Source organism: Thiocystis violacea (assembly GCF_016583565.1).
Lineage (GTDB): Bacteria > Pseudomonadota > Gammaproteobacteria > Chromatiales > Chromatiaceae > Thiorhodococcus > Thiorhodococcus violaceus_A.
This window is the reverse complement of record NZ_NRRF01000018.1, coordinates 28,668-52,406: the sequence shown is the minus strand read 5'-3', so window position 1 is coordinate 52,406 and position 23,739 is coordinate 28,668. Positions and strand designations below refer to the sequence as shown.

The following is a 23,739-nucleotide window of genomic DNA, read 5'->3' as shown; positions in this document are numbered from 1 at the left end:
CCCTCAGAAGCCCTCGGTCGAGGTGAAGAGTCCGACCCGCAGATCGCTGGCCGTATAGATGGTTCGCCCGTCCACCTGGACCACGCCGTCACCGATGCCGAGCACCAGCTTGCGCGAGATGACGCGCTTGATGTCGATGTGGTAAGTCACCTTGGTCGCACTGGGCAGGACCTGCCCCGTGAATTTGACCTCGCCGACGCCAAGGGCGCGGCCGTGTCCGGGATTGCCGATCCACGCCAGATAGAAGCCGACGAGCTGCCAGAGGGCATCCAGACCCAGGCAGCCGGGCATGACCGGATCCCCCGGGAAGTGGCACTGGAAGAACCAGAGGTCGGGGTTGATGTCCAGCTCGGCGAGGATCTCGCCCTTGCCATTGGCGCCGCCGAAGTTCGCGATCCGGATGACGCGATCCATCATCAGCATGTTGGGCACGGGCAACTGGGCGTTCCCAGGTCCAAACATCTCGCCGGCCCCGCAGGCCAACAGCTCATCGCGATCGAAAGAGGCTTCTTTATTCACGGGTGATCCTGGATTCCTCGACGGGAAACAGTTGGGCTCGGTCGTTCCGTCGCAGTGACCTGGGTCTGACGGGGCGACCGCCTGGTTGTGATTGAGGCAGGACGAACAGGGCTCCGGTCGACGCGGGTTTGCGCGATCGATGAACAGCGCGGGCATTCTGTGATTGCGTCGCCGAATCCTGTCGATCCTGCCGAGTGGTGGTGGGGCGGCTTCCGGCGACTAGGCCGAGAGACGATCCCGAACGAAGCCGACGATCTCGGAGATGGGGATGAGCTGCATCTCCGCGTCCGTGCGGCCCTTGTACTCGACCTGTCCGTCATCCAGACCCTTGTCGCCGACGACGATCCGGTGCGGGATGCCGATCAGCTCCATGTCGGCGAACATGAAGCCGGGGCGGGCGTCGCGGTCGTCGAGCAGGACTTCGATGCCTGCCGCCCGCAGGTCGGCGTAGAGCTGCTCGGTCGCCTCGCGCACGCGATAGGACTTGCCGAGCTTCATCGGCAGCAGGGCGACTTCAAAGGGGGCAATGGGCGCCGGCCAGCAGATGCCGCGGTCGTCGTGGTGCTGCTCGATGGCCGCCGCGACGACGCGCGAGACGCCAATGCCGTAGCAACCCATGGTCAGCGTGGTGGCCTTGCCGTCCTCGCCCAGCACGGTGGTCTTCATCGCCGCGCTGTATTTGCGCCCGAGCTGGAAGATGTGACCGACCTCGATCCCTCGGGCGATGGTGATTGCGCCCTTGCCGTCCGGGCTCGGGTCGCCTTCGACGACATTGCGCAGGTCGGCGACCTCGGGCAGCGGTAGATCGCGCCCCCAGTTGAGACCGAACCAGTGCCTGCCGTCCTGGTTGGCGCCGGCGCTGAAATCGGCGGTGACGGCGACGGCGCGGTCGACGATGCAGGGGATGGCCAGCTCCTTGGGGCCGAGCGAGCCGGGGCCGGCGCCGACGGCGGCGCGGATCTCTTCCTCGCTCGCCATGCGCAGCGGGATCGCGACCTGCGGCAGCTTCTCGGCCTTGACCGCGTTCAGCTCATGGTCGCCGCGGATCAGTAGCGCGACGAGGTCGGCCTCGACCGCGTCGGAGGCCGCGACGACCAGGGTCTTGACCGTGTGCTCGACGGGCTGGTCGAACTGCTCGACCAGATCGGCAATGGTCCTGGCCTTGGGCGTGTCGACCAGGCGGGCCTCCTGCCGCGGCGGCGGGAGGGTGTCGGTCGCGGCGACGGCCTCGGCCAGCTCGACGTTCGCCGCATAGTCGCTCTCGGTCGAGAAGGCGATGGCATCCTCGCCGGAGGTGGCGAGGACGTGGAACTCATGCGAGGCGTTGCCGCCGATGCTGCCCGTGTCCGCCTGCACCGGACGGAAGTCGAGTCCGCAGCGCGAAAAGATGCGGCAGTAGGTGTCGTGCATCTGCTGGTAGGTGGCGGCCAGCGAGGCATCGTCCAGATGGAAGGAGTAGGCGTCCTTCATCAGGAACTCACGCGCGCGCATCACGCCGAAACGCGGGCGGATTTCGTCGCGGAACTTGGTCTGAATCTGGTAGAAATTGATCGGGAGCTGCTTGTAGCTCTTCAGCTCGTTGCGCGCGAGGTCGGTGATGATCTCCTCGTGCGTCGGGCCGAAGCAGAAGTCGCGTTGGTGGCGGTCGCGCAGACGCAGCAGCTCTGGCCCGTATTGATCCCAGCGCCCCGACTCCTGCCAGAGTTCGGCCGGCTGCACGGCCGGCATGGCGACCTCAAGCGCGCCGGCGCGGTCCATCTCCTCCCGCACGATCCGCTCGACCTTGCGCAGCACCCTCAATCCCAGCGGCAACCAGGTGTAGAGACCGGCGGCCAGTTTGCGGATCATGCCCGCACGCAGCATCAGCCGGTGACTGGCGATCTCGGCGTCGGCGGGTGTCTCCTTGACGGTCTGGAGGGGGAACTCAGAGGTGCGCATCAAATCGCCTTCGGTCGGATAAAGCGCGGGAGTCTATTGGTCCTCGCGCGCAGAAACAACTTCTGCGTCTCAGAATTCGGTCCGCGCGTCGGGTAAACTCTTGGAACTGTCATCGGATGGTGCCGTTGCCTGACCAGCGGCGCGGGTCTGTGTTTGGTTTCGGACCAAAGTGGGATTCTTTTCAATTGCCAATGCCCGACAATTCAAGGCTTGCCAAGGTACCGACGTTTCTCGCGCCGCGCGGCACGTCAGTATCCTCTAGGGAGCTTTGCCGACAGGCTATAGGGTATGTTTGCCATGAATCAGTTGCAGCCACAGCTTGAATCGCCGACCCCTCGGGATCGTCGCACGCAGATTCGGGTCGACGTGCGCATCCCCGTGCAGGTCACCTTCCCCGGGCGGGAGGAGCCGATCACGGCGATCAACCAGGACATTTCCTGGGGCGGGGCCTTGCTGCTCATTTCCGAGCCGCTTCCCAAGCAGGCGGGTCCGCTGAAGATTACGTTGCCCTGGAAACGCGACGAGAAGATCACCGCCCACGCTCAGCTGCTGCGGGCCCGGCCCCTGCAGAGTGGCGACTACCTCATCGCCGTGCGCTTCATCAGTCTCTCACCGCGCAGCCAATCCAGGCTGGAGCGCTTGCTCAAGATGCTGAGCGCATGCAACGAGATGGTCGAGTTCGACGAGGAGAACGGCCTCGTCAGGGAGCTGGAGGTCACGGTGAACGATGCCGACGAGCTGCGCCATATGCTGCGCCAGATCGCCAAGGGTCGGCATACGGTGACCGTCTTCGATGCCTACGAGGCCAATCAGAGCATCAGTCTCTCCATCACGGGGACGCGCGATCTTCCCGGTATCCGGCTGCGCGCCCGCGTCGTCGAGGTCCGGCAGTCGCGCTCCAAGGGGTTCGACTGGACCAATCTCTACACCCTGGTGCTGGAGTTCGAGCACCCGAGGAAGGCGGTCAGATCCTTCGTGAAGCTCCTGCTGGATCAGCTTCCGGAGAGCAGCTCCGATTCGGGACACTCGCACGAGCGTCCGGATTGGCTGCGCTCCGTGCCCTTGGCCAAGCCAACCAAGGCCGACGTGGCGCGGCAGGCGGTGCGCGGCGGCGACCTCTCCTCGCTCGAGATGGACTTCCCGGATGCGCTCACCCGCCTGATCGCCGGCTGGGGCGATCCGGAGTCCTTCGAGATCATGTTCCGCGATCTGGTCCTCGGTGATCAGGGTCAGCCTGGTGGTTGGCCGACAGAGGCCTGGGTCGAGCTCGAGCTTCTGCAGAACGTCCATGACGAGGCCTACGGCATGTCCCCGACCCGCAAGAGCGTGCTGAAAGGTGGCCGCATCTGATGCCGCTCGGATGGCGGTGCTTGGGGCGCTCCCAAGGCCGCGCGTCGATCCGATCGGATCGCGCCCATCCAGCCATCTCCCCCCGGATCCGTCCTCGGCCGAGACGCGGCCCCGCCGAACGCCCCGCGTGAGGTCTGAAGGTCCTCGGCTGAGGCCGAATGCGCCGGCGACTGCCGCTATTGCTTGACCGCTGCCTGCGATCCTTGTAACGTCAATCTCTTTTTCAACGTTTTCAACGTCCCTCTCCCGAGGGCATCGCAACCACCTGCGCCGCGACTGGCGTTGCAGGTCTTGCGTGTGGCGTGAGCCAGGGGTAGCGCGGCGCTTGCCGTGCGCAGGATCCCTGGCCCTCGCCGTCGACGGGGCGGGGCGATCGGAGGTCGCTTAAGGTGGCACTGACTGACGCGCAACCGGACGAGGCTGGCATGAGCGAGGCTGGCGTGGAGCTGAGCGGGGCGGAGATCGTCATCCAGGCCCTGATCGACGAGGGCGTCGAGTACGTCTTCGGGTATCCGGGCGGGGCGGTCCTGCACATCTACGACGCCCTCTTCAAACGCGGGGCGCTCAAACACATCCTGGTCCGCCATGAGCAGGCCGCCGCGCACGCGGCGGACGGCTACGCACGCGCAACCGGCAAGTGCGGTGTCTGTCTCGTCACCTCTGGCCCGGGCGCGACCAACGCGGTGACTGGCATCGCGACCGCCTACATGGATTCCATCCCCATGGTGGTGCTCACCGGGCAGGTGCCGACGCCCTTTATTGGCAGCGATGCCTTTCAGGAGGTCGACACCGTTGGCATCACCCGTCCCTGCGTGAAGCACAATTTCCTGGTCAAGGACGTCAAGGATCTTGCGGTGACCATCCGCAAGGCCTTCTTCATCGCCATGACCGGGCGACCGGGGCCTGTCGTGGTCGACATCCCCAAGGATGTGACGGATCCCAATATCAAGATTCCCTACGTCTATCCGCGCGAGATCCGGATGCGCTCCTACAATCCGGTGGAAAAGGGACACCTGGGGCAGATTAAGAAGGCCGTGGATCTCATGCTCGCGGCCAAGCGTCCGGTCTTCTACACCGGCGGTGGCGTGGTGCTCGGCGAGGGCTCGGCCCAGCTGACCGAGCTGGTGCATGCGACCGGTTTTCCGATCACCAGTACCCTCATGGGACTGGGCGCCGTCCCGATGACGGATCCGCAGTTCCTCGGCATGCTCGGCATGCACGGGACCTACGAGGCCAACATGGCGATGCACGAGACCGACGTGCTCATCGCCGTGGGTGCGCGCTTCGACGATCGCGTGACGGGCAAGATCGAGCACTTCTGCCCGCATGCCCAGATCATTCACATCGATGTGGATCCCGCCTCGATCGCCAAGAACGTCAAGGTGGATGTCCCCATCGTCGGCCAGGTCGCCAGTGTGCTTGCCGACCTGCTGCGGCTCTATCAAGAGCGCGCGTCCAAGTCGAGCGAGCCGCCGGTGGCGCAGTGGTGGGCCAAGATCGCCGAATGGCGCGCCGTCAACTGCCTCAAGTACGACGGCTCTGGCCCCGCGATCAAACCGCAGTACGCGGTCGAGACGCTCTATAAGGTCACGAATGGGGAGCTCTATCTCGCATCGGACGTGGGCCAGCACCAGATGTTCGCGGCCCAGTTCTATCCGTTCGACAAGCCGCGCCGCTGGATCAATTCGGGCGGTCTCGGCACCATGGGCTATGGTCTGCCGGCGGCCATGGGTGCCCAACTGGCCTTTCCGGAGGCACAGGTCGCCTGCATCACGGGGGATGCCAGCATCCTCATGTGCATCCAGGAGCTGGCGACCTGTCAGCAGTACCAGCTGCCGATCAAGGTGCTGCTGCTGAACAACGGCTACATGGGAATGGTGAGGCAGTGGCAGGAGCTCTTCTACGAGAGCCGGTATTCGCACTCCTATGTCGATGCGCTCCCGGACTTCGTGAAGCTTTCCGAGAGTTTTGGGCACGTTGGCATGCGGATCGAGCGGCCCGAAGACCTCGAAGACGCCATGCGCGAGGCCTTCGCCATGAAGGACCGCTTCGTCTTCATGGACGTCATCGTCGACCCGACCGAGAACGTCTACCCGATGATCGTGGCCGGTAAAGGGCATCACGAGATGCAGCTCTCGCCAAGCCACTCAGACCGGGAATTGGCCTGATTCCTCGGTAGTAACGATCAGAATCGACACGAGATCCGCCCATGAGACATATCATCGCCGTGTTGCTGGAGAACGAAGCCGGCGCCCTGTCGCGCGTTGCCGGCCTCTTCTCGGCCCGTGGCTACAACATCGAATCATTGACCGTCGCCCCGACGGACGACCCGACCCTGTCGCGCATGACCCTGGTCACGACCGGGAACGACGAGGTTGTCGAGCAGATCAAGAAACAGCTCAACAAGCTGATCGATACTGTGAAGCTCCTCGACCTCTCCGAGGGGCCGCATATCGAGCGCGAGATGATGATGGTCAAGGTGCGCGCCGAACGGCAGGACCGCGAGGAGCTCAAGCGCCTGACCGAGATCTTCCGCGCCAAGATCATCGACGTGACGGACACCAGCTATGTCGTCGAGCTGACCGGGGCGTCCAAGAAGCTCGATGCCTTCATCGACGCCGTTCCCGAAGGTCTGATCATTGAGGTCGTCCGCTCCGGCCCAACGGGCATCGCGCGCGGCGAGAAAGGGCTCTCTCTCTAATCTCTTCCGTCAACCGGTGGTTCAGGTCTCGAATGTGCCGCGAGGCACACCCGTGGCCTGTGCTCGCCGGTCTTGACACTTAAATCCAACAGGATCCATGCAATGACCATCAACGTGTATTACGACAAAGACGCCGATCTCTCCCTGATTCAAGGAAAGAAGGTGGCCATCATCGGCTACGGCTCGCAGGGCCATGCCCACGCCAACAACCTCAAGGACTCGGGTGTCTCCGTCACCGTCGGTCTGCGTCCGGGATCCGCCTCCGCCGCCAAGGCGTCCAACGCCGGTCTCGAGGTCAAGTCGATCGAAGAGGCCGTTGCAGGGGCTGACGTGGTCATGATCCTGGCTCCGGACGAGCATCAGGCATCGCTCTACCGCGAGCAGATCGCGCCCAACATCAAGCAGGGCGCCGCGCTGGCCTTCGCGCACGGCTTCAACATCCACTTCGGCCAGGTCGCTCCGCGTGAGGATCTGGACGTCATCATGATCGCACCCAAGGGCCCCGGTCATCTGGTGCGCTCCACCTACACCCAGGGCGGCGGCGTGCCCAGTCTGATCGCCGTCTACCAGGATGCGACCGGCCAGGCGCGCGACATCGCCATGGCCTACGCCTCCGCCAATGGCGGCGGCCGCGCAGGCATCATCGAGACCAGCTTCCGCGAGGAGTGCGAGACCGACCTCTTCGGCGAGCAGGTGGTGCTCTGCGGTGGTCTGACCTCCCTGATCCAGGCCGGCTTCGAGACCCTGGTCGAGGCTGGGTATGCCCCCGAGATGGCTTACTTCGAGTGTCTTCACGAGGTCAAGCTGATCGTCGACCTCATCTACGAGGGCGGCATCGCCAATATGCGCTACTCCATCTCCAACACCGCCGAGTACGGTGATCTGACCCGCGGTCCGCGCATCATCAACAGCGAGACCAAGGCCGAGATGAAGCGCGTCCTGGGCGAGATTCAGAACGGTCAGTTCGCCAAGGAGTTCATCCTGGAGAATCAGGCCGGCGCGGCGTCCATGAAGGCGATGCGCCGCCTCGGCGCCGAGCACCAGATCGAGGAAGTCGGCGAGCGCCTGCGCGAGATGATGCCCTGGATCCGCGAGAAGAAGCTGGTCGACAAGACCCGGAATTGATCCAGCTGCTGAAGCCTGCCGCCACTGGCGGCGCGAAAGTGGCCTAAGCAAAAGCCGCACCCTTGGGTGCGGCTTTTGCGTTTGTCGTGGCACCCTTCGGCGGTGTCACCCGATTCTTCCAGACGACTCATCCCATCGCCGAGACATCCACCTCGCGCCGAGCGAGTGCGCGGTGCTTCGGGAAGCGGCAGGAGAAGATGGATCCGTGGCCGATCTCGCTCGAAATGCTCAGCCTGCCCTCATGCCGGTTCAGGGCATGCTTGACGATGGCGAGCCCGAGCCCCGTCCCGCCCGATTCGCGCGATCTGGCCCGATCCACGCGGTAGAAGCGTTCCGTCAACCGGGGTAGGTGCTCCGGCGCGATGCCAGGGCCATCGTCCTCGACGGTGAATCTCGGTCCCACGCCATCCTGACACCAGATGATCTGGATGCGTGTCCCCTCGGGGGTGTGTTTGACGGCGTTGAAGACGAGGTTCGACAGAATACTGCGCAGCTCCGGTTGACTGCCAAGGAGCAGTAGATCCTCATCGACGCGGCTCTCGAGGCGATGGCGGCCATCGCTGAGTGCCTGCGCCTCCTGCAGGAGCAGGTGGATCTCGTCCGGCACGTCCACGGATTCCTGCTCGTCCGGGCTGTCGTTCATCTCCAGCCGCGAGAGTGTCAGCAGATCTTCGATGATGGAGCACATCCGATCGGTCTGATTGCGCATGAGCATGAGCGGGCGGCGATGGCCCGCCGGGGTGACGGGGGCGTCCTGCAGCGACTCGATGAAGCCAGCGATCACTGTCAGGGGGGTCCGCAGCTCGTGCGAGGCGTTGGCGACGAAGTCGCGCCGGATCATGTTGAGGTGGTAGATCTTGGTGATGTCACGCCCCACCACCAGGCGTTGACGCTTGCGCTCCCCGAAGGGCGTGATGCGCAGCGAGAGCATGATGGCGCGATTGTGCTCGGGCGCCATGTCCATCGGACGCATGTATTCGCCGTCATGGATCAGCTCGCCGAGGCCCGGGTTGGTCAGGATATCCGTCAGGGGGCGCGCATCGTCCTCGGGCCAGCGGATGTTCATGAGCCTGGCGGCGGCGGGATTGGCCCAGTCGATCCGGTGCTGCTTGTCGAGGATCACCAAGGCATCGGGCACGGCATTGGCGGCCTCCCGGAAGCGCCTGGTGAAGCGGATCTGGCGCTTGCGGCTCTTGCGTCCGCGTTGCTGGTAGCGGGCGAGACTGCGATAGATGTCGCCCCAGAGTCCGCGCGGAAAGGGTGGGGCGAGCCGATGCTGGCGCCGGATCAGGAGGGCGAGCTTGATCAGGTGGTAGAGGCTGCGCCCGGCGGAGGGCAGGAGTGCAAGGGGCAAGACCCAAGCCGCGCCCGCACCCAAGAGCACGAGCAGAACGCTCGCTGCCAGTGGCAGCAGGACGAGGCTGAGATCGAAGGCGAGGGCGTGCCGAAAGGCGTTCCCCTGGCTGGCGTCCCTGGCACCCAAGTCGGTCAGGTCTTTTCCGAGAAGCGGTAGCCGACGCCGCGCACCGTCTGCAGCAGGCGATCGTGACCCGTCTGCTCCAGGGCCTTGCGCAGGCGCCGGACGTGGACGTCGACGGTGCGTTCCTCGACATAGACCTGATCGCCCCACACCTGGTCGAGCAGCTGCGAGCGGCTGAAGGCGCGGTCGGCATGGGTCATGAAGAAGTGCAGCAGCCGGTACTCGGTTGGCGCCACCTCCACGGCCTTGGCGTCCGCCGTGACGCGATGGCTGACGTGGTCGATGCGCAGGCCGCCGATCTCGATCTCGTCGGCGGGCTCGTCGGGCTGGCTGCGTCTCAGCACGGCCTTGACCCGGGCGACCATCTCACGCGGGGAGAAGGGCTTGGCGATGTAGTCGTCCGCGCCCGTGTCCAGACCCTTGACGCGGTCTTCCTCTTCGCCGCGGGCGCTGACCATGATGATGGGCACCGCCTTGGTCTTGGGGTTCTGCTTGAGCTGCTGTGCCAGCTCCAGACCGGAGCGCCCCGGCAGCATCCAGTCCAGCAGAATGAGGTCGGGGCTCTCCTGACTGAGGAGCTTGCGGGCATCGTCGGCGTGTCCGGCCTCGGTTACGCGGAACTCGGCGTTCTCCAGGGCGAAGCGCATCACTTCGCGGATATCCGGTTCATCGTCGACGACAAGTATGGTAGCCATAGCCAAGGGTCCTGGAGGGGTGGTTGCCGTGATCTCGGCGCATGGGTGGTTGAAGGTCGTGGTCCGCGGAGCACTGCGCGGCGCGCGAAGCATCAGCGACTGGGCAGGCGCTAGTTTATTGACATCCGGTTACAGACTCATGACCGTGGCCGCCGCCAAGCCCACGACCTCTGGCGTCCACGCGCGCTCGGATGCGAGGCATGCTCCGCGGCCGCTAGGACGCCCCTCCGTCGGTCCGCGGATCGCCACCCTGGCGTCGGAGTTCCACGAAGCGCTCCGCGAGTCGCCGAGACCGCTCGCCCTGGGTCATGGCGCTGACCACATAGATGGCGAGGCTCGATGCCAGCATACCTGGAACGATCTCGTAGAGGTCGAAGAGACCGCCGCTGAGCGACTTCCAGATCACGACGACGAGGGCGCCGACGACGATCCCCGCCAGCGCGCCGGAGCCGGTCATGCGCGGCCAGTAGAGCGATAGGATCACGGCGGGTCCGAAGGCGGCGCCGAATCCCGCCCAGGCGTATGAGACCAGATCCAGCACCATGGTGCTCGGGTCGAGTGCGATGGCGAAGGCCAGCAGAGAGACGAGAACGACGGCCACGCGGCCCACGGCCACCAGCTCCTTCTGACTCGCCGAGCGCCGGAAGGCCGTGCGGTAGACATCCTCGGTGAAGGCGGAGGAGCAGACCAGGAGCTGCGAGTCCGCCGTGCTCATGATGGCGGCGAGGATGGCGGCGAGCAGGATGCCGGCCACGACCGGGTGGAACAGCAGATTCACCAGGACGATGAAGACGGTCTCGCGTGCGTCCTCGGCGAGGGGCGGATCGACCAGCAGGATGCCTGCCATGCCGGTGAGCGTCGCACCCAGGAGGGTGACGGCGACCCAGGTCACGGCGATGCGCCGCGCGCGCCCGATCTGCCGCGCGGACTGGATGGCCTGAAAGCGCGCCAGGATGTGCGGCTGGCCGAAATAGCCCAGGCCCCAGGCGGCGAGCGAGAGGATGCCGATGAAGCCGAGGGCCGTGCCATCGGTCTTCGTCAGCGCATCGAGCAAGCGCGGATCGGCGGCGCGCAGCTGGCTCAAGGCGGTCGTCGCGCCGCCGACCTGGTCCAAGGCGATCCAGGGGACGACGAGCAGCGCCAATGCCATGAGCAGACCCTGGAGCACGTCGGTCCAGGAGACCGCGAGGAAACCGCCAACGGCGGTGTAGAGGATGATCGAGAGGACCGCCGCCGCGACCGCCCAGACGTAGGGAACGCCGAACACCGAGGCGAACAGGGTCCCGCCCGCGACCAGCCCGGAGGCCGTATAGATGAGGAAGAACAAGAGGATGATGATGGCGGCGAGACCGCGCAGCAGGCCGGTCCTGTCCTCGAATCGATTGGCGAAATACTCCGGCAGCGTCAGAGCGTTACCATAGGCCTCGCTGAAGACGCGCAGGCGCCGGGCGACGATGCGCCAGTTGAGCCAGGTCCCGAGCAGCAGGCCGCCCGCCAGCCAGATGGACTCAAGCCCGGCGGCGTAGGCGAAGCCAGGCAGCCCGAGCAGCAGCCAGCCGCTCATATCCGAGGCGCTGGCGCTCAGCGCCGTCACCCCGCTGCCCAGCCGCCGCCCCCCCAGGATGAAGTCCGAGAGATCCCTGGTGCGCTGATAGGCGAACCAGCCGATCAGCAAGACGCCCGCGAAGTAAATGGCGAAGGTCAGGGCGATGATGACGGGGTGATTGGTCAAATCTCGACTCCTTGCGTCAGGATCTTGCTTGTCGAAACCGTTGTGCGACGCTAGTTTAAGGCGACTTTTTGGCGGCATCCAATGCGACCGCCCCCATGTGCCGCAGCATGTGCGGCGCCGATCAGGCCCTGGCGGGTTCCTGTCGTCCACCCGCCAATGAGGAGAACGTCATGAGTGAAGGCAAGATCCTGAAACGCGAGCAGGTCTTTCAGGGCAAGGTGATCGATGTCGCCGTCGAGAGCGTCGAGCTGCCGGATGGCACGCAGGTCGATCTCGAAATGGTGCGTCATCCAGGCGGCGCCGCCGCCGTGGCGCTGGACGATCAGGACCGCGTCTGCCTCTTGCGTCAGTTCAGGCATGCCAGCGACGGCTGGCTCTGGGAGCTGCCCGCCGGCCGCATCGAGCCGGGCGAGTCGCCCTTTGGGACGGCCCAGCGCGAGCTGCTGGAGGAGGCCGGTCTGGAGGTGTCCGAGTGGAGCGAGCTGGGCATCATGCACAGCTCGCCCGGCATCTTCACCGAGGTGATCCACCTCTGGCTCGCGCGCGGTCTCAACGGCGTGCCGGTCGAGCATGAGCACGGCGAGCTGATCGAAGTCCACTGGATGCCGCTGGTGCAGGCCCTGGATTGGTGCAACGACGGCAACATCACGGACAGCAAGACCCTGGTCGGTCTCTACCGCGCGGGGGCGCTGATCCGCAACCGCCTTGAGATCCTCTCGGAGGATCCGGGATGTTGAGCGGGCGCGTCGTGGTTTCATTTCGAACAAGGAGGTGTTGAGTCGATGCGCATCCATTGTTTGCAGCATGTCCACTTCGAGGGTCCCGCGGCGATCGGCGAATGGGCGGAGCGCAAGGGCCATGGCGTCACCCGGACGCCCCTCTTCGAGCACACGGACCTGCCCGCGCAATCCGACTTCGACTGGCTGGTCGTCATGGGCGGTCCCATGGGGATCCACGACGAGGCCGAGCACCCCTGGCTGGTGCCGGAGAAGGCCTTCGTTGCCGAGAGCATCGCCGCTGGCAAGACGGTGGTCGGCGTCTGCCTGGGCTCGCAGCTCATTGCGCACGCGCTCGGGGCGCGCGTCTATCGCAATCCACACACGGAGATTGGCTGGATGCCGATCATGCTGACGGACGCGGGCCAGGCGTCCCCGATCACCGGATTCATGCCGCCGACGCTGGAGGTCTTCCATTGGCACGGCGATACCTTCGAGCTTCCGCCGGGGGCGACGCACCTCGCCCGCAGTGCCGCCTGCGAGCATCAGATCTACCTCTACGAGGATCGCGTGCTGGGGCTGCAATGCCACCTGGAGTCCACGCCGGAGAGCATCGCTGACATCGTTCACCTCTGTGCGGACGAGATCCGGCCCTCGGCCACCGTCCAAGGCGCGGAGCGGATGCTGGCCGCGACGGAGGACGACTATGCGCGCATCCATGGAACCCTGTTCGCCCTGCTCGACCGGCTCGCCGCGACAGGGCGCTGAACGCGCGCAGGCTGCATTGCGGAACCCGGCATCAAGCCTCCCGTGACACCGCCGCGCGGTGTCACGCGCTTCCCGGCACTCAGCGTCGAGCGTCCACCGAGGCTCACGCCCCCGCCTTCTGCCGCAATAGCTTCACCTGGAAGAGCGTGTTGCGCTCCTCCTCCTCCAGCGACGACTGGATGAAATGAATGGTCCGCCGGTACAGCGGGATGATGTTGTACTTGAGCGCGTTCACGCGCTTCTGCGCCTTGCGCTGCTCCTCGAGCAGGCGGTGCAGCGCGATCTCGACCTCTGACAACCGCGCCAGCAGCACCGCCGCATTCGCCAGATTCTCTCGCGTGGTGTCGAAGCTCGCGTCCGTCCCCAGCAGGCCGACCGGTTTCAATGCAATCCGCTCACTGGTTACCGCCGGATAGGCCACGCCCAGCGCGCGGCGCGGCAGGATGTCCACCTTGAGTGCGGGCTCGGCCCCCAGGGCGGCCTGCCGGATGCCGCGGCTGCCCATGCGCAGATGCGTGATGCTCAGACACTGATAGGCGTCGCGCAGCGCCGCCTCCGACTCATGACGGAGTTGGCGGTAGACCCCGATCCGCTCGTAGACCAACCGCGTTAGCAGCTCGCGCTTGCGCTCCAGCAGGGTGTGTCCCTCCTCCAGGAACTTCACCTGCTTCTTCAGGCGGAGCAGGGTGTTCTTGGTCGGTGGAACCTTGATCAGTTGTTGTGCCATAGACGCTCTCGCCAGAAGCTCTCGCCGTTGGGGTCACGCCTGCGGGACCGACCGCGGGCGTTTCATGAACGCCTGGCCGCGCGCTCGGCGAGGCAATCCGCGCCGCCAAGCTCCAGCTCGCGGCACCCGAGTGGTCGCTGCGCATAGATCCGGCAGCGCAGGGTGTCGCGATCCAGCGCCGCGCACCAGCCGTCGTCCAGGCGCGCCATCAGCGTATTTCCCCAGGCGTTCCGCGTGGTGAAGCGCGCGGGGATCTCGCCGTCGGAGATCGCCATCACCTCCAGCCGACAGCAGGCCGCGGCGCAGCTGTCGCAGCTGACCGGTGCCGAGGCGTCCATCAGGCGCTTGGTCGGGGTGCTCATTCGCTCCCCTGGTGGTACTTGGCGAGATCCGTCTCCTTCAGACGTGTCAGCGCCTCGCGCGGGAAGCGGCTCATCAGCTCCCAGGCCAGGTTGAGCGTCGCCTCGATGGAGCGGTCCTCGGCCTCGCCCTGGCCGACGAAACGCTGGTCGAACTCATCGGCGAAGCGCAGGTAACGCCGATCCCGCTCGGAGAGCTCGTCCGCCCCGATGATGGAGGCCAGGTTGCGCGTCTCCTGCGCCCGGGCATAGAGCGCGTAGAGCTGGGCGGCGACGCGCGGATGGTCCTCGCGGGTGTCGTCCTTGCCGATGCCGTCCTTCATCAGCCGGGACAGACTCGGGGAGATGAAGACCGGCGGGTAGATGCCCTGGTTGTGCAGCTCGCGCGAGAGCACGATCTGCCCCTCCGTGATATAGCCGGTCAGGTCCGGGATGGGGTGGGTGATGTCGTCAGACGGCATCGAGACCACGGGCATCATGGTGATGGAGCCGTGGCGCTCGTGGATGCGCCCGCAGCGCTCGTAGATCTCGGCCAGGTCGGAATAGAGATAGCCGGGATAGCCCTTGCGCGCCGGCACGTCGCCCTTGGCGGTCGCGACCTCGCGCAGGGCCTCGGCGTAGTTGGTCATGTCCGTGATGATGACCAGGACGTGACGATCGAGGTCATAGGCCAGGTACTCCGCGGCGGTGAGCGCGGTGCGGGGCAGGGTGAGACGCTCGACCGGCGGATCGTCCGCCAGGTTGACGAACATGACGACGTTGCGCAGCACGCCCGAGTTGGCGAACTCATCGCGGAAGAATTTGGCGTCCGCGTAGGACACGCCCATGGCCGCGAAGACGACCGAGAAGCTCGAGCTCTCGTCGACCAGCTTCGCCTGCCGCACGATCTGCGCGGCCAGCCGATTGTGCGGCAGACCCGAGCCCGAGAAGATCGGCAGCTTCTGCCCGCGCACCAGACTGTTGAGTCCGTCGATGGTCGAGATGCCGGTCTGGATGAACTCGCGCGGATAGGTGCGCGCCGCCGGGTTGATCGCCGAGCCGCCGACCGGGCGGCGAAGGCCGGAGAGTACCGGCGGGCGACCGTCACGCGGCTCCCCGAGCCCGTTGAATTCACGTCCCAGGAGTTCCGGCGAGAGGGCGATCTCGATCGGCTCGTCCAGGAAGCGCACCCAGGTGCTTTCCAGGTCGAGATCGTCCGTGCCCTCGAAGACCAGGATCAGCACCTCATCGTCCGCCGCGCGGATCACCTGGCCGTTGCGGATCTGTCCCGCATGGTCCTCGATGCGCACGCGGTCGCCGAAGGCGACGCCGGGGGTCTTCCTCACCACCAACAGACCGCCCCGGGCTTCGACTGTGGTGCGATATTCTTTGATGCTCATGGGTCCGGTTTTCAGGTGTCAGGTGTCAGGTGTCAGGTGTCAGGTGTCAGGTGTCAGGTGTCAGGTGTCAGGTGTCAGGTGTCAGGTGTCAGTTTGCGCTTGGTCTCGGGTCGTTTCCAAGGGGGGCGTCGATCATCCTTCGGACCAATCGTCTTCGGTAGGGTGGACAAGCGTAGCGCAGTCCACCAACAACGGCGCGGGGTTCGGTGGACTTCGCGCTCGCTCGTCCACCCTACCGGTCCAACCGATGACCAAGACCCCAAGGGGGATGCGCAGTCAGTGCGATGCCTCTGAGCGCGACTCGAGGCGAGGATGTTCGATCGTTGTGCGGGTTGCGCGTCTGCCGTCGCCGGACCAGCTCAGTGGTCCGCGCGAGGTGAAGGGTCCGCGGATCCCGAACACCAAGTCGATGATATCGGAGGAGGCCCGCCGGGTCTTGCCGGGCGGGATCTTGACGGCTTCGCGCGCTACCTGCGCGATGACCCATGCGATGAAGTCGCCGGCCCTTGGTGTTCCCGTGGGAGGCGGGGCCGGTTCTGTTTCAACCGGCTCGGGGATGCCTGCTGACGACTCTTTAGGCTAAAAGCATGCATTCAGGCTAAAAGCATCCATTCAGGCTAGAAGTATCCATTCGCCAGAGGTTTGGGCGGCGCCACCGCGGCCTCTCTGAACCCGGCGCTCAAGGTTTGCAGATTGAGCAGGGTGTGCTGGTCGCCGCCGAAGAGGTCGTTGCGCAGCGTTTCGACGGCCTTCACCCATGTGGCGGAGGTTGCACAGTCCGACGCGTCGGTTTCGCCATGGCGGCACACCTCGACCGCATCCCCGTCGAAGGCGAGATGCACACCCGGCAGGGGGCGGATGCGCTGCGTTTGGCCCAGCTGAGCCGCGAGCGTCATCATTGTCGGGCGCTGGTCGTCGAGCAGCTCCAGCAGGAGGGCCGGAACCTGGTAGGCGGGCAGGTTGCCCACCGGGACTGGGCCGCGTTTGCCGTCGATGATGATCAGCGGAGTTTCCACGAGCGTTCGGAACATCTCGTCGGTGAAGTCGCCGCGCCGCTTGGCGAGCACCGCAGACTCGGTGTAGCCGCCGAAGTTCGGGTTGAGCGCTGGCAGGTGGTCGCCGAAGAGGACGATGACGGCGTCCGGATCCTTTGCCCGCAGTGCTTCGAGAAAATCCATCAGCTCGCGGGATTTGTAGTAGACGGTGTTGGCATAGGCGGCGACCACCTCATGTCCCGGCGCCGCCGTGATCATCGCCGGGCGCTGCTCGTTGAGCGGATAGGGCAGGTGTCCGAAGTAGGTGAGGATATAGTCGAAGACCGGCTTGGATTCGCCGAATTCCGGCTCCAGGCGGTCCATCACCTGCCGATAGAGGGACGCGTCGCTCAGGAACGAGCGGTTCATGTCGTCCATCTGGAAATCCTTGTCGGCCAGATAGGTCTCGAAGCCGATGCGTCGATAGGCGTTGACGCGGTTCCAGAAGGACGCCGAGTTGGGGTGCGAGGCGACGCCGTGATACCCGGCCTGGCGCAAGTGCTCGGGCAGGCAGGGGGCGTCGCGTCGCAGGCCCGTCTCGAAGTAGACGTTGTCCGCCGTGACCGGAAAGCCGCAGAGCACCTCGAACTCCGTGTTGGCGGTGTAGCCGCCGAAGACGGGCGAGAGTAGGTGCGACTCGTCGGTCGCGGACCAGAGTTGCCGGAATCTCGGGTCGAGGGGATCGGCCGACAGCTTCGATGCCTTGAGAAGGGTCGGATCCCAGAAGGACTCCAGCAGGATCATGTGCAGGTTGCGCTTTTGCAGGTTGCGCTCTGGACGGTTGGGCGCGGAGACCTTGACGAAGGGCGCCTTGGGCTCGGTGTTCAGATAGGCCAGCGCGTCCGCGACCTCCGTCTCGGTCGGCGGTGCGATCCGGCGCGAGAGATTGCGGGCGGTCTCTTGCAGCAGATGGATGGGTAGGCCACGCTTTTGGTAGTTTTCCGGCTGGTTCCAAACGGAGTTGCCGAAGTGCTTGTCCAACTCGGCGGAGATCAATCCGGGATCGGCTGCGACCAGGGACAGGGCAGCCCCGAGCAGGGCGACGTTGATCCAGGTGCGAGGCCGCTTCCAGGCGATCATCCAGCCCAGCAGGAGGATGGGCGTGGCCACCAGGAAGACTGCGCCCGCCAGCAGCCAGCCATCGAGCAGCAGGAACATGTTGCGTGCCGCGGCGAAGTCGTCCGGCATGATGGGGGCGCCGAGAATGGCGAGCTTGGCGGCGTTGCTCGCGGTGAGGGCCGTGAAGATCACGCTGGCCGTCACCATGAATCGCGGCAGGGAGCGCGCGATCCCGAAGAGGAGCGCGCCAATGAGGAGGTGCGCGGCCAGATCCCGGACATAGGTCGAGCCCCAGGGCTTGACCTGGAAGACATGCTCGATCGCCATCTGTGCCGCGAAGTACCAGACGACGACGAACGAGAGCGCGGCAGCCCAGCATGAGAGGCTGCGCAAAAGCGGACTTGAGAGCAGGTGGCGCTTCACTGTGGTTGCGAACGAATCCAGCCGTGTCGAAGACCTGTACATCTTTAGGAGCCTACTCGATTGTCATCAAAATGTCTTTGAAGCGTCACAATAGCGCAAACAGACTGAACGAGACCTTAACGACGACGCACTCAGCACCGCGAAGGAGTCAGAGATGGTCAAGATCACAGTGAACGGTCGCGAGCATCAGCTCGACCTGGATCCGGATACGCCCCTGCTGTGGGTCATCCGCGAGCATGTCGGGCTGACCGGCACCAAGTACGGCTGCGGCATCTCAGAGTGCGGTGTCTGCACCCTTTTTTTGAATGGGGCGCCCGTGCGCTCCTGCTCGACGCCCTTGTCGGCGGCCGCGAATGGGACCGTTTTGACGATCGAGGGCCTGGACACGCCCGAGGGGCGCGCGATTCAAGCGGCCTGGGCGGATCTGGACGTCGTCCAGTGCGGCTTTTGCCAGTCCGGGCAGATCATGTCCGCGACAGCCTTGCTGACGCAGAACCCGTCGCCGACGGACGCGGAGATCGACGCCGCCATGTCGGGCAACATCTGCCGGTGCGCGACCTATGCGCGTATTCGGTCCGCCATCAAGCAGGCCGCGGCCGCGTTGGCCTAGGAGAGGGATATGCGCAATCGGATCGAGAATCTCAGTCGCCGCCGCTTCCTCCAGCAGGGCCTCGCCGCCGGCGCCGGTCTGACGCTCGGCGTCCAGCTGAGCGGCGTCTCGCGACGGCTGGATGCGGCACCCTCCAAGCCGGATGCCGCCGCGCCACTGGAGCCCAACGCCTTCGTGCGCATCGGCACCGACGACAGCGTCACCGTCATCGTCAAGCACTTGGAGATGGGGCAGGGCACCTACACGGGTCTGCCGACCTTGGTCGCGGAGGAGTTGGACGCGCGCTGGGACCAGGTCCGCGTCGAGGGCGCGCCGGCCGACGCCGCGCGCTACAACAACCTTTTCTGGGGTCCGACCCAGGGCACCGGCGGAAGCACCTCGATCGCCAACTCCTGGGAGCAGATGCGCAAGGCCGGCGCCACCGCGAGACAGATGCTGGTCGAGGCCGCCGCCAAGCGTTGGCAGGTCGACGCCGGGGAGATCCAGGTGCGCGACGGCCAGCTCAGTCATGCCAAGGGCCAGCGCGCGAGCTTCGGTGAACTGGCGGAGGCGGCGGCCGGACTGGTGGTGCCAGAGGACGTCTTTCTCAAGGATCCGGCCGAGTTCCGCCTCATCGGCAATGCCCGGCTGCGCCGCAAGGATGCGGCGGAGAAGATCGACGGCAGTGCCCGCTACACCCAGGATGTCTCGCTGCCGGGTCTGCTGACCGCCGTGGTCGCCCATCCGCCCAGATTCGGTGCGCGCCTGAAGTCGCTGGATCCGGAGCCCGCGGTCGCGATCCGGGGCGTGGAGAAGATCCTGCGCATCCCCACCGGCGTCGCCGTGCTGGCGGCCGATTTCTGGACCGCCAAGCGTGGGCGCGATCGTCTGAGCATCGAGTGGGACGAGAGCGATGCCTTCACGCTGGGCTCGGAGGAAATCCTGCAGCAATACAGGGAGCTTGCCGCGACGCCGGGCGCGGTGGCGACGGCGCGCGGCGACGCCGAGGCGGCACTGGCCTCCGCGGACAAGGTGATCGAGTCGGAGTTCGCGCTGCCCTTTCTGGCCCACGCCTCCATGGAACCCCTGAACTGCGTCATCCTGCCCGAGGGCGACGGCGTGCGGGTGATCAACGGCGAGCAATCCCAGACGCGCACCCAGGCGGGCGTCGCCTCGGTTCTGGGTCTGAAGCCGGAGCAGGTGCGCATCGACATGCTCTACGCGGGCAGTTCCTTCGGCCGGCGCGGCAATCCGCAGGCCGATTTCACCTCGGAGGCGGCCGAAATCTTCAAGGCCGCTGGCCGCAAGACGCCCATCAAGCTGCAGTGGACGCGCGAGGACGACACGCGGGCGGGGTGGTACCGTCCGCTCTTCCTTCACCGGGTGCGCGCCGGACTCGACGCGGCGGGTAAGCCCGTGGCCTGGCACCAGCGCATCGTCGGCCAATCCATCGCGGCCGCCGCGGGCATGACGTCCAGACTGGTCGTCGACGGGGTCGACCGGCTCTCCGTCGAGGGTGCCAGCGATCTGGCCTATGGCATCCCCAACCTCTACGTGGATCTGCACTCGCCGACGCTGCCCGTGCCGATTCAGTGGTGGCGTTCGGTCGGCCATACGCACACGGCGTTCGCGGTGGAAAGCGTCATCGACGAGCTGGCGACGGCGGCCGGACGCGACCCGGTCGATTTCCGCATGGCGCTGCTCGAGGGCCATCCGCGGCACCAGGGGGTGCTCAAGCTCGCGGCCGAGAAGGCCGGCTGGGGCGGCGCCTTGCCGGAGGGGCGCGGACGCGGCGTCGCCGTGCACGAATCCTTCAACTCCTATGTCGCCCAGGTGGCCGAGGTCACGGTCAGAGGCCGGTCCTTCAGCGTCGACCGGGTCGTGATCGCCGTCGATTGCGGCATGGCCATTAACCCGGACGTCGTCAAGGCGCAGATGGAGGGCGGCATGGGCTATGGTCTGGCCGCGGCCCTGGTCAGCCGCCTCACCCTGAAGGAGGGGCGCGTCGAACAGTCGAACTTCCACGACTACAAGGTGCTGCGGATGGACCAGATGCCGCGGGTCGAGGTCTACATCCTCCCCTCCGCCGAGGCACCGACGGGGGTGGGCGAGCCGGCGACGCCGGTGATCGCACCCGCCGTCGCCAACGCGCTTGCCGCGGCGACCGGCCAACGGCTTCGCCGTCTGCCGCTCAGGCTCGCCTGATGCCCCCAAGCGGTGCCGAGCCCGCCGGCGATCTGGAGCTGCTTGGCCTGGCCCGGGACTGGCTCGCGGCCGGTGATCGCGTCGCGCTGGTGACCGTGCTCCACACCTGGGGCTCCGCGCCGCGCCCTCCGGGCGCCTGGCTGATCATCCGCCGGGACGGCGCCATGGCCGGCTCGGTCTCCGGCGGCTGTGTCGAGCAGGCGCTTTCCGAGCGCTACCGCGAGGGCGAGTTCGGCGGGTCGATCCCGACGCGCATCGACTTCGGGGTCGATCGGCTGGAGGCGAATCGCTGGGGTCTGCCCTGCGGCGGCCGGCTGGCGCTCCTGGTCGAAGTGCTGGACACCGAGGCGCCGCTGGCCGCCCTGATCGCAAGGATCGAGGCCGGCGAGCTGGTGGCCCGGCGTGTTTGTCTCACAACCGGCGAGGTGAGCCTGCACCCCGGCGCCGGTCGGTCGGATTTCGAGGCCGGCACAGCGGCAGTGACCAAGGTTCTGGGGCCGAGCTGGCAGCTGCTGCTCGTCGGCGACGGCCAATTGGCGCGCGACCTGGCCCGCATGGCCCGGCTGCTGGACTACCGCGTGACCATTTGTGATCCGCGTGAGGCGTTCGCGGATCCCCAACCCCTGGCCGGGGTCGACTATTGCCGTCTGATGCCGGATGACGCCGTCCGGCAGCTCGGCACCTGCCCGCGAACCGCCATCGTCACAGTCTCGCACGACCCCAAGCAGGACGATCTCGCCCTCGGCGAAGCGCTCGCGACCCCGGCCTTCTACATCGGCGCCCTAGGCTCCAGGGCCAGCGCGGCCGCGCGCCGGGAGCGACTGCTGGCGCTTGGGCTCGCGCCCGAGCAGATCGCCCGGCTCGACGCCCCGGCGGGGCTGCCGATCGGCAGCAAGCGGCCGGCCGAGATCGCCCTGTCCATCCTGGCCGGGATCACGGCGGCGCGAAACGGGCTGTCGGGGGCCGGGTGAGCCGCGTCGTCGGGATCCTGCTCGCCGCGGGCGAGGCGCGCCGATTCGGCGGGAACAAGCTGCTGGCCAGGATGCCGGATGGTGAGCCGATGGCCTTGAAGGCCGCGCGCCATTTGATGGCGACGGGCATCGAGGCGCTTGTGGTGATCCGCCCCGGCGACGCGGCGCTCGCCGGCATGATGCGCGCGGCCGGCCTCGGTCTGGTCGAGAATCCCGACGCGGATCAGGGCATGGCGACCAGCATCGCGAAAGGCGTCGCGCAGGCGTCGGACGCCGATGCCTGGCTGATCGTCCTGGCCGACATGCCCTGGATCCGGCCGCAGACCATCCGGCGCGTTCTGGATGCCCTCGACGCGGGTGCCCAGATCGCCGCACCCACGGTGAATGGACGGCGCGGTCATCCCGTCGGTTTCGCCAAGGGCTATCGACAGGCGCTCATGGCGCTCAGGGGCGAGCGCGGCGCCAGCCGGCTCGTCCAGGCCAGTTCCTCCGGGCTTGTGCTCGTGCCGACTATGGACACCGGTATCTTGATGGATGTGGACGAGCCCGCGGACCTGCACCTTGAGGCCGAACGCGCAGGCATCGTCTCCGGCGGCCCTGACTGATGTCTGCAAGATTGGGCCGAGGGATGAGGCCCAACGAAACGAGCATGCAGGAGTGGTGGCACTCTGGAAGATGAAACGATGACGGTCGCTCGCGACACAGCTCTGCGCCGCGCGGCCTGCGCAACCTGCCGGAGCATCTGGGCGCAGAGCGCCGGGAGCGCGCGTGGCACCGCGGAGCGGGTGCCACGAGAGGCAGCCGTACCTCGTCCCTGTGGCGGCTTAGCAACAGTGAAATAACCGATGATCAAGGCCCGAGACGGCACGAAGTCAACCACTCGCCGCTAAAAACGCAGTAATACACTGAGATCTTGAATAGAGGCGGTGTGGAACGCTGGCTTTCAACGCGATCGGTCTCTCGCTCCAGCGAGCAGGTCGCTCCTCGCAGCCCCTGACCGGCTTCAGGACAGCTTCTTCACGAGTCCAACCAGACCTAGGGCCAGAGCGCCGGCGATCATTCCGATGAGCGCGTTCAGGAGCAGTGGCGTGAGCGCGGCCAGGAATCCGCCGATACCGGCGATGTCGCGCAGTCCCTCGCTCAGGTGCGCGATGAGGTGATGCACGGCGGGAATGCCATGCGCGATGATGCCGCCGCCGACCAGGAACATGGCGATGGTGCCTGCCACGGAGAGCGTCTTCATGAGCAGGGGTGCCGCTCGCAGGAGCCCGCGGCCGATGGCGCGCAGCTGATCTTCCAGGAATCCCGCCCCGTCGCGGAGGCTCAGATAAAGGCCGGCGTCGTCGAGCTTGACGATGCCAGCGACGAGCCCGTAGACACCAATGGTCATGACGACCGCGATTCCGCTCAAGACCAGCACCTGGGTCACGAACGCGGTGCCTTCGACCGTCCCGAGCGTGATGACGATGATCTCCGCCGAGAGGATGAAGTCCGTGCGTATGGCCCCTTTGATCTTCTCGCGCTCCAGCGCGACGAGGTCCGCCTTGGGATCCGCCAAGGCGGCGGTCAGCTCGGCGTGATGCGCCTGGTCTTTCGCCGCCGCATGCAGGTACTTGTGCGCGACCTTCTCAATGCCCTCGAAGCAGAGATAGAGGCCGCCAATCATCAGTAGCGGCATGATGGCCCAGGGGGCGAAGGCGCTGATCGCCAATGCGGCCGGGACGAGGATCAGCTTGTTCTTCAGCGAGCCCTTGAACACGGCCCAGACGACCGGCAGCTCGCGCTCGGCCCGCACACCGCGGACCTGCTCCGCATTCAAGGCCAGGTCATCCCCCAACACGCTGGCGGTCTTGCGGGCCGCGACCTTGGTGAGCAAGGAGACGTCGTCCAGGACGGTCGCGATGTCGTCGAGCAGCGTCAGCAAGCTGGTTGCCATGATTCCGGTGGTTCCTGAGTCTTGATGCGGAGC

20 protein-coding genes are annotated in these 23,739 nt (G+C 66.1%); 10 read left to right on the top strand and 10 right to left on the bottom strand.

Going from position 1 to position 23,739, the window contains the following annotated elements; genetic code table 11:
- Positions 1 to 3: 3 nt before the first annotated feature.
- Together fabA and CKO23_RS09835 are read right to left on the bottom strand one after the other, a co-directional pair.
- The gene (gene fabA, locus CKO23_RS09840; protein ID WP_200330522.1) at positions 4 to 519 is read right to left on the bottom strand and encodes a 3-hydroxyacyl-[acyl-carrier-protein] dehydratase FabA; all 516 of its coding nucleotides are present in this window, start codon (positions 517 to 519) and stop codon (positions 4 to 6) included.
- Between the two features lie 219 nt (positions 520 to 738).
- The gene (locus CKO23_RS09835; protein ID WP_200330520.1) at positions 739 to 2,457 is read right to left on the bottom strand and encodes a proline--tRNA ligase; all 1,719 of its coding nucleotides are present in this window, start codon (positions 2,455 to 2,457) and stop codon (positions 739 to 741) included.
- Between the two features lie 297 nt (positions 2,458 to 2,754).
- Between CKO23_RS09835 and CKO23_RS09830 the strand changes: the two genes are divergently transcribed.
- From CKO23_RS09830 to ilvC, 4 genes are all read left to right on the top strand, one after another.
- On the top strand, positions 2,755 to 3,807 hold the full coding sequence (locus CKO23_RS09830) for a PilZ domain-containing protein (RefSeq protein ID WP_242482336.1): 1,053 nt from the start codon (positions 2,755 to 2,757) through the stop codon (positions 3,805 to 3,807).
- Positions 3,808 to 4,232: 425 nt separating this feature from the next.
- Positions 4,233 to 5,975, top strand: a complete 1,743-nt coding sequence (locus tag CKO23_RS09825) for an acetolactate synthase 3 large subunit (RefSeq protein ID WP_200330566.1) — start codon at positions 4,233 to 4,235, stop codon at positions 5,973 to 5,975.
- Between the two features lie 41 nt (positions 5,976 to 6,016).
- A complete protein-coding gene (gene ilvN, locus CKO23_RS09820; protein WP_200330516.1) occupies positions 6,017 to 6,508 on the top strand; it encodes an acetolactate synthase small subunit in 492 nt (163 codons plus the stop codon).
- Positions 6,509 to 6,616: 108 nt separating this feature from the next.
- Positions 6,617 to 7,633, top strand: a complete 1,017-nt coding sequence (gene ilvC, locus CKO23_RS09815; RefSeq protein ID WP_200330564.1) for a ketol-acid reductoisomerase — start codon at positions 6,617 to 6,619, stop codon at positions 7,631 to 7,633.
- Between the two features lie 127 nt (positions 7,634 to 7,760).
- Here the strand turns inward: ilvC and phoR are convergent, their stop codons facing one another.
- The 3 genes from phoR to putP all read right to left on the bottom strand — a co-directional run bounded on the left by phoR (position 7,761) and on the right by putP (position 11,540).
- A complete protein-coding gene (gene phoR, locus CKO23_RS09810) occupies positions 7,761 to 9,116 on the bottom strand; it encodes a phosphate regulon sensor histidine kinase PhoR (RefSeq protein ID WP_200330514.1) in 1,356 nt (451 codons plus the stop codon).
- A 5-nt stretch (positions 9,117 to 9,121) separates the two neighbouring features.
- Positions 9,122 to 9,808 (bottom strand): phosphate regulon transcriptional regulator PhoB, encoded by a 687-nt coding sequence (gene phoB / locus CKO23_RS09805; RefSeq protein WP_200330512.1) that lies wholly within the window; start codon positions 9,806 to 9,808, stop codon positions 9,122 to 9,124.
- Between the two features lie 214 nt (positions 9,809 to 10,022).
- Complete coding sequence (gene putP / locus CKO23_RS09800; RefSeq protein ID WP_242482335.1) at positions 10,023 to 11,540, bottom strand: sodium/proline symporter PutP; 1,518 nt, start codon at positions 11,538 to 11,540, stop codon at positions 10,023 to 10,025.
- Positions 11,541 to 11,710: 170 nt separating this feature from the next.
- Here putP and CKO23_RS09795 point away from each other — a divergent pair, with 170 nt between their 5' ends.
- Both CKO23_RS09795 and CKO23_RS09790 read left to right on the top strand, forming a co-directional pair.
- Complete coding sequence (locus tag CKO23_RS09795) at positions 11,711 to 12,277, top strand: NUDIX domain-containing protein (RefSeq protein WP_200330508.1); 567 nt, start codon at positions 11,711 to 11,713, stop codon at positions 12,275 to 12,277.
- A 45-nt stretch (positions 12,278 to 12,322) separates the two neighbouring features.
- Positions 12,323 to 13,024 carry a type 1 glutamine amidotransferase gene (locus CKO23_RS09790; RefSeq protein ID WP_200330506.1) on the top strand — a complete coding sequence of 234 codons (702 nt, stop codon included), beginning with the start codon at positions 12,323 to 12,325 and terminating at the stop codon, positions 13,022 to 13,024.
- Between the two features lie 103 nt (positions 13,025 to 13,127).
- Here the strand turns inward: CKO23_RS09790 and CKO23_RS09785 are convergent, their stop codons facing one another.
- From CKO23_RS09785 to CKO23_RS09770, 4 genes are all read right to left on the bottom strand, one after another.
- Entirely contained in the window at positions 13,128 to 13,751 is a 624-nt protein-coding gene (locus CKO23_RS09785) for a V-type ATP synthase subunit D (RefSeq protein ID WP_200330504.1), read from the bottom strand.
- A 62-nt stretch (positions 13,752 to 13,813) separates the two neighbouring features.
- Positions 13,814 to 14,113 (bottom strand): YkgJ family cysteine cluster protein, encoded by a 300-nt coding sequence (locus CKO23_RS09780; RefSeq protein ID WP_200330502.1) that lies wholly within the window; start codon positions 14,111 to 14,113, stop codon positions 13,814 to 13,816.
- Positions 14,110 to 15,489, bottom strand: coding sequence for a V-type ATP synthase subunit B (locus CKO23_RS09775; RefSeq protein WP_200330500.1), 1,380 nt, complete (start codon positions 15,487 to 15,489; stop codon positions 14,110 to 14,112). Before CKO23_RS09775 ends, CKO23_RS09780 begins: the two co-directional genes overlap by 4 nt.
- Before the next feature lie 617 nt (positions 15,490 to 16,106).
- The gene (locus CKO23_RS09770) at positions 16,107 to 17,975 is read right to left on the bottom strand and encodes an LTA synthase family protein (protein WP_242482334.1); all 1,869 of its coding nucleotides are present in this window, start codon (positions 17,973 to 17,975) and stop codon (positions 16,107 to 16,109) included.
- Positions 17,976 to 18,159: 184 nt separating this feature from the next.
- On the opposite strand from CKO23_RS09770, the gene CKO23_RS09765 reads away from it, so the two are divergent.
- Genes CKO23_RS09765 through CKO23_RS09750 form a run of 4 tightly spaced genes read left to right on the top strand, consistent with a single transcriptional unit; the run spans position 18,160 to position 22,375 of the window.
- On the top strand, positions 18,160 to 18,615 hold the full coding sequence (locus CKO23_RS09765) for a (2Fe-2S)-binding protein (RefSeq protein ID WP_200330497.1): 456 nt from the start codon (positions 18,160 to 18,162) through the stop codon (positions 18,613 to 18,615).
- Between the two features lie 9 nt (positions 18,616 to 18,624).
- The gene (locus CKO23_RS09760; protein WP_200330495.1) at positions 18,625 to 20,799 is read left to right on the top strand and encodes a xanthine dehydrogenase family protein molybdopterin-binding subunit; all 2,175 of its coding nucleotides are present in this window, start codon (positions 18,625 to 18,627) and stop codon (positions 20,797 to 20,799) included.
- Positions 20,799 to 21,770 carry an XdhC family protein gene (locus tag CKO23_RS09755; RefSeq protein ID WP_200330493.1) on the top strand — a complete coding sequence of 324 codons (972 nt, stop codon included), beginning with the start codon at positions 20,799 to 20,801 and terminating at the stop codon, positions 21,768 to 21,770. The genes CKO23_RS09760 and CKO23_RS09755 overlap by 1 nt, the downstream gene beginning before the upstream one ends.
- On the top strand, positions 21,767 to 22,375 hold the full coding sequence (locus tag CKO23_RS09750) for an NTP transferase domain-containing protein (RefSeq protein ID WP_200330491.1): 609 nt from the start codon (positions 21,767 to 21,769) through the stop codon (positions 22,373 to 22,375). Before CKO23_RS09755 ends, CKO23_RS09750 begins: the two co-directional genes overlap by 4 nt.
- Before the next feature lie 398 nt (positions 22,376 to 22,773).
- Here the strand turns inward: CKO23_RS09750 and CKO23_RS09745 are convergent, their stop codons facing one another.
- The gene (locus CKO23_RS09745; protein WP_200330489.1) at positions 22,774 to 23,706 is read right to left on the bottom strand and encodes a DUF808 domain-containing protein; all 933 of its coding nucleotides are present in this window, start codon (positions 23,704 to 23,706) and stop codon (positions 22,774 to 22,776) included.
- Between the last annotated feature and the right edge of the window lie 33 nt (positions 23,707 to 23,739).

Bases quoted from the DNA above. Each gene is read 5' to 3' on its own strand.
- CKO23_RS09835 (WP_200330520.1), bottom strand. From the start codon at position 2,457: ATGCGCACCTCTGAGTTCCCCCTCCAGACCGTCAAGGAGACACCCGCC.
- CKO23_RS09830 (WP_242482336.1), top strand. From the start codon at position 2,755: ATGAATCAGTTGCAGCCACAGCTTGAATCGCCGACCCCTCGGGATCGT.
- CKO23_RS09825 (WP_200330566.1), top strand. From the start codon at position 4,233: ATGAGCGAGGCTGGCGTGGAGCTGAGCGGGGCGGAGATCGTCATCCAG.
- ilvN (WP_200330516.1), top strand. From the start codon at position 6,017: ATGAGACATATCATCGCCGTGTTGCTGGAGAACGAAGCCGGCGCCCTG.
- phoB (WP_200330512.1), bottom strand. From the start codon at position 9,808: ATGGCTACCATACTTGTCGTCGACGATGAACCGGATATCCGCGAAGTG.
- CKO23_RS09795 (WP_200330508.1), top strand. From the start codon at position 11,711: ATGAGTGAAGGCAAGATCCTGAAACGCGAGCAGGTCTTTCAGGGCAAG.
- CKO23_RS09790 (WP_200330506.1), top strand. From the start codon at position 12,323: ATGCGCATCCATTGTTTGCAGCATGTCCACTTCGAGGGTCCCGCGGCG.
- CKO23_RS09785 (WP_200330504.1), bottom strand. From the start codon at position 13,751: ATGGCACAACAACTGATCAAGGTTCCACCGACCAAGAACACCCTGCTC.
- CKO23_RS09780 (WP_200330502.1), bottom strand. From the start codon at position 14,113: ATGAGCACCCCGACCAAGCGCCTGATGGACGCCTCGGCACCGGTCAGC.
- CKO23_RS09775 (WP_200330500.1), bottom strand. From the start codon at position 15,489: ATGAGCATCAAAGAATATCGCACCACAGTCGAAGCCCGGGGCGGTCTG.
- CKO23_RS09765 (WP_200330497.1), top strand. From the start codon at position 18,160: ATGGTCAAGATCACAGTGAACGGTCGCGAGCATCAGCTCGACCTGGAT.
- CKO23_RS09760 (WP_200330495.1), top strand. From the start codon at position 18,625: ATGCGCAATCGGATCGAGAATCTCAGTCGCCGCCGCTTCCTCCAGCAG.
- CKO23_RS09755 (WP_200330493.1), top strand. From the start codon at position 20,799: ATGCCCCCAAGCGGTGCCGAGCCCGCCGGCGATCTGGAGCTGCTTGGC.
- CKO23_RS09745 (WP_200330489.1), bottom strand. From the start codon at position 23,706: ATGGCAACCAGCTTGCTGACGCTGCTCGACGACATCGCGACCGTCCTG.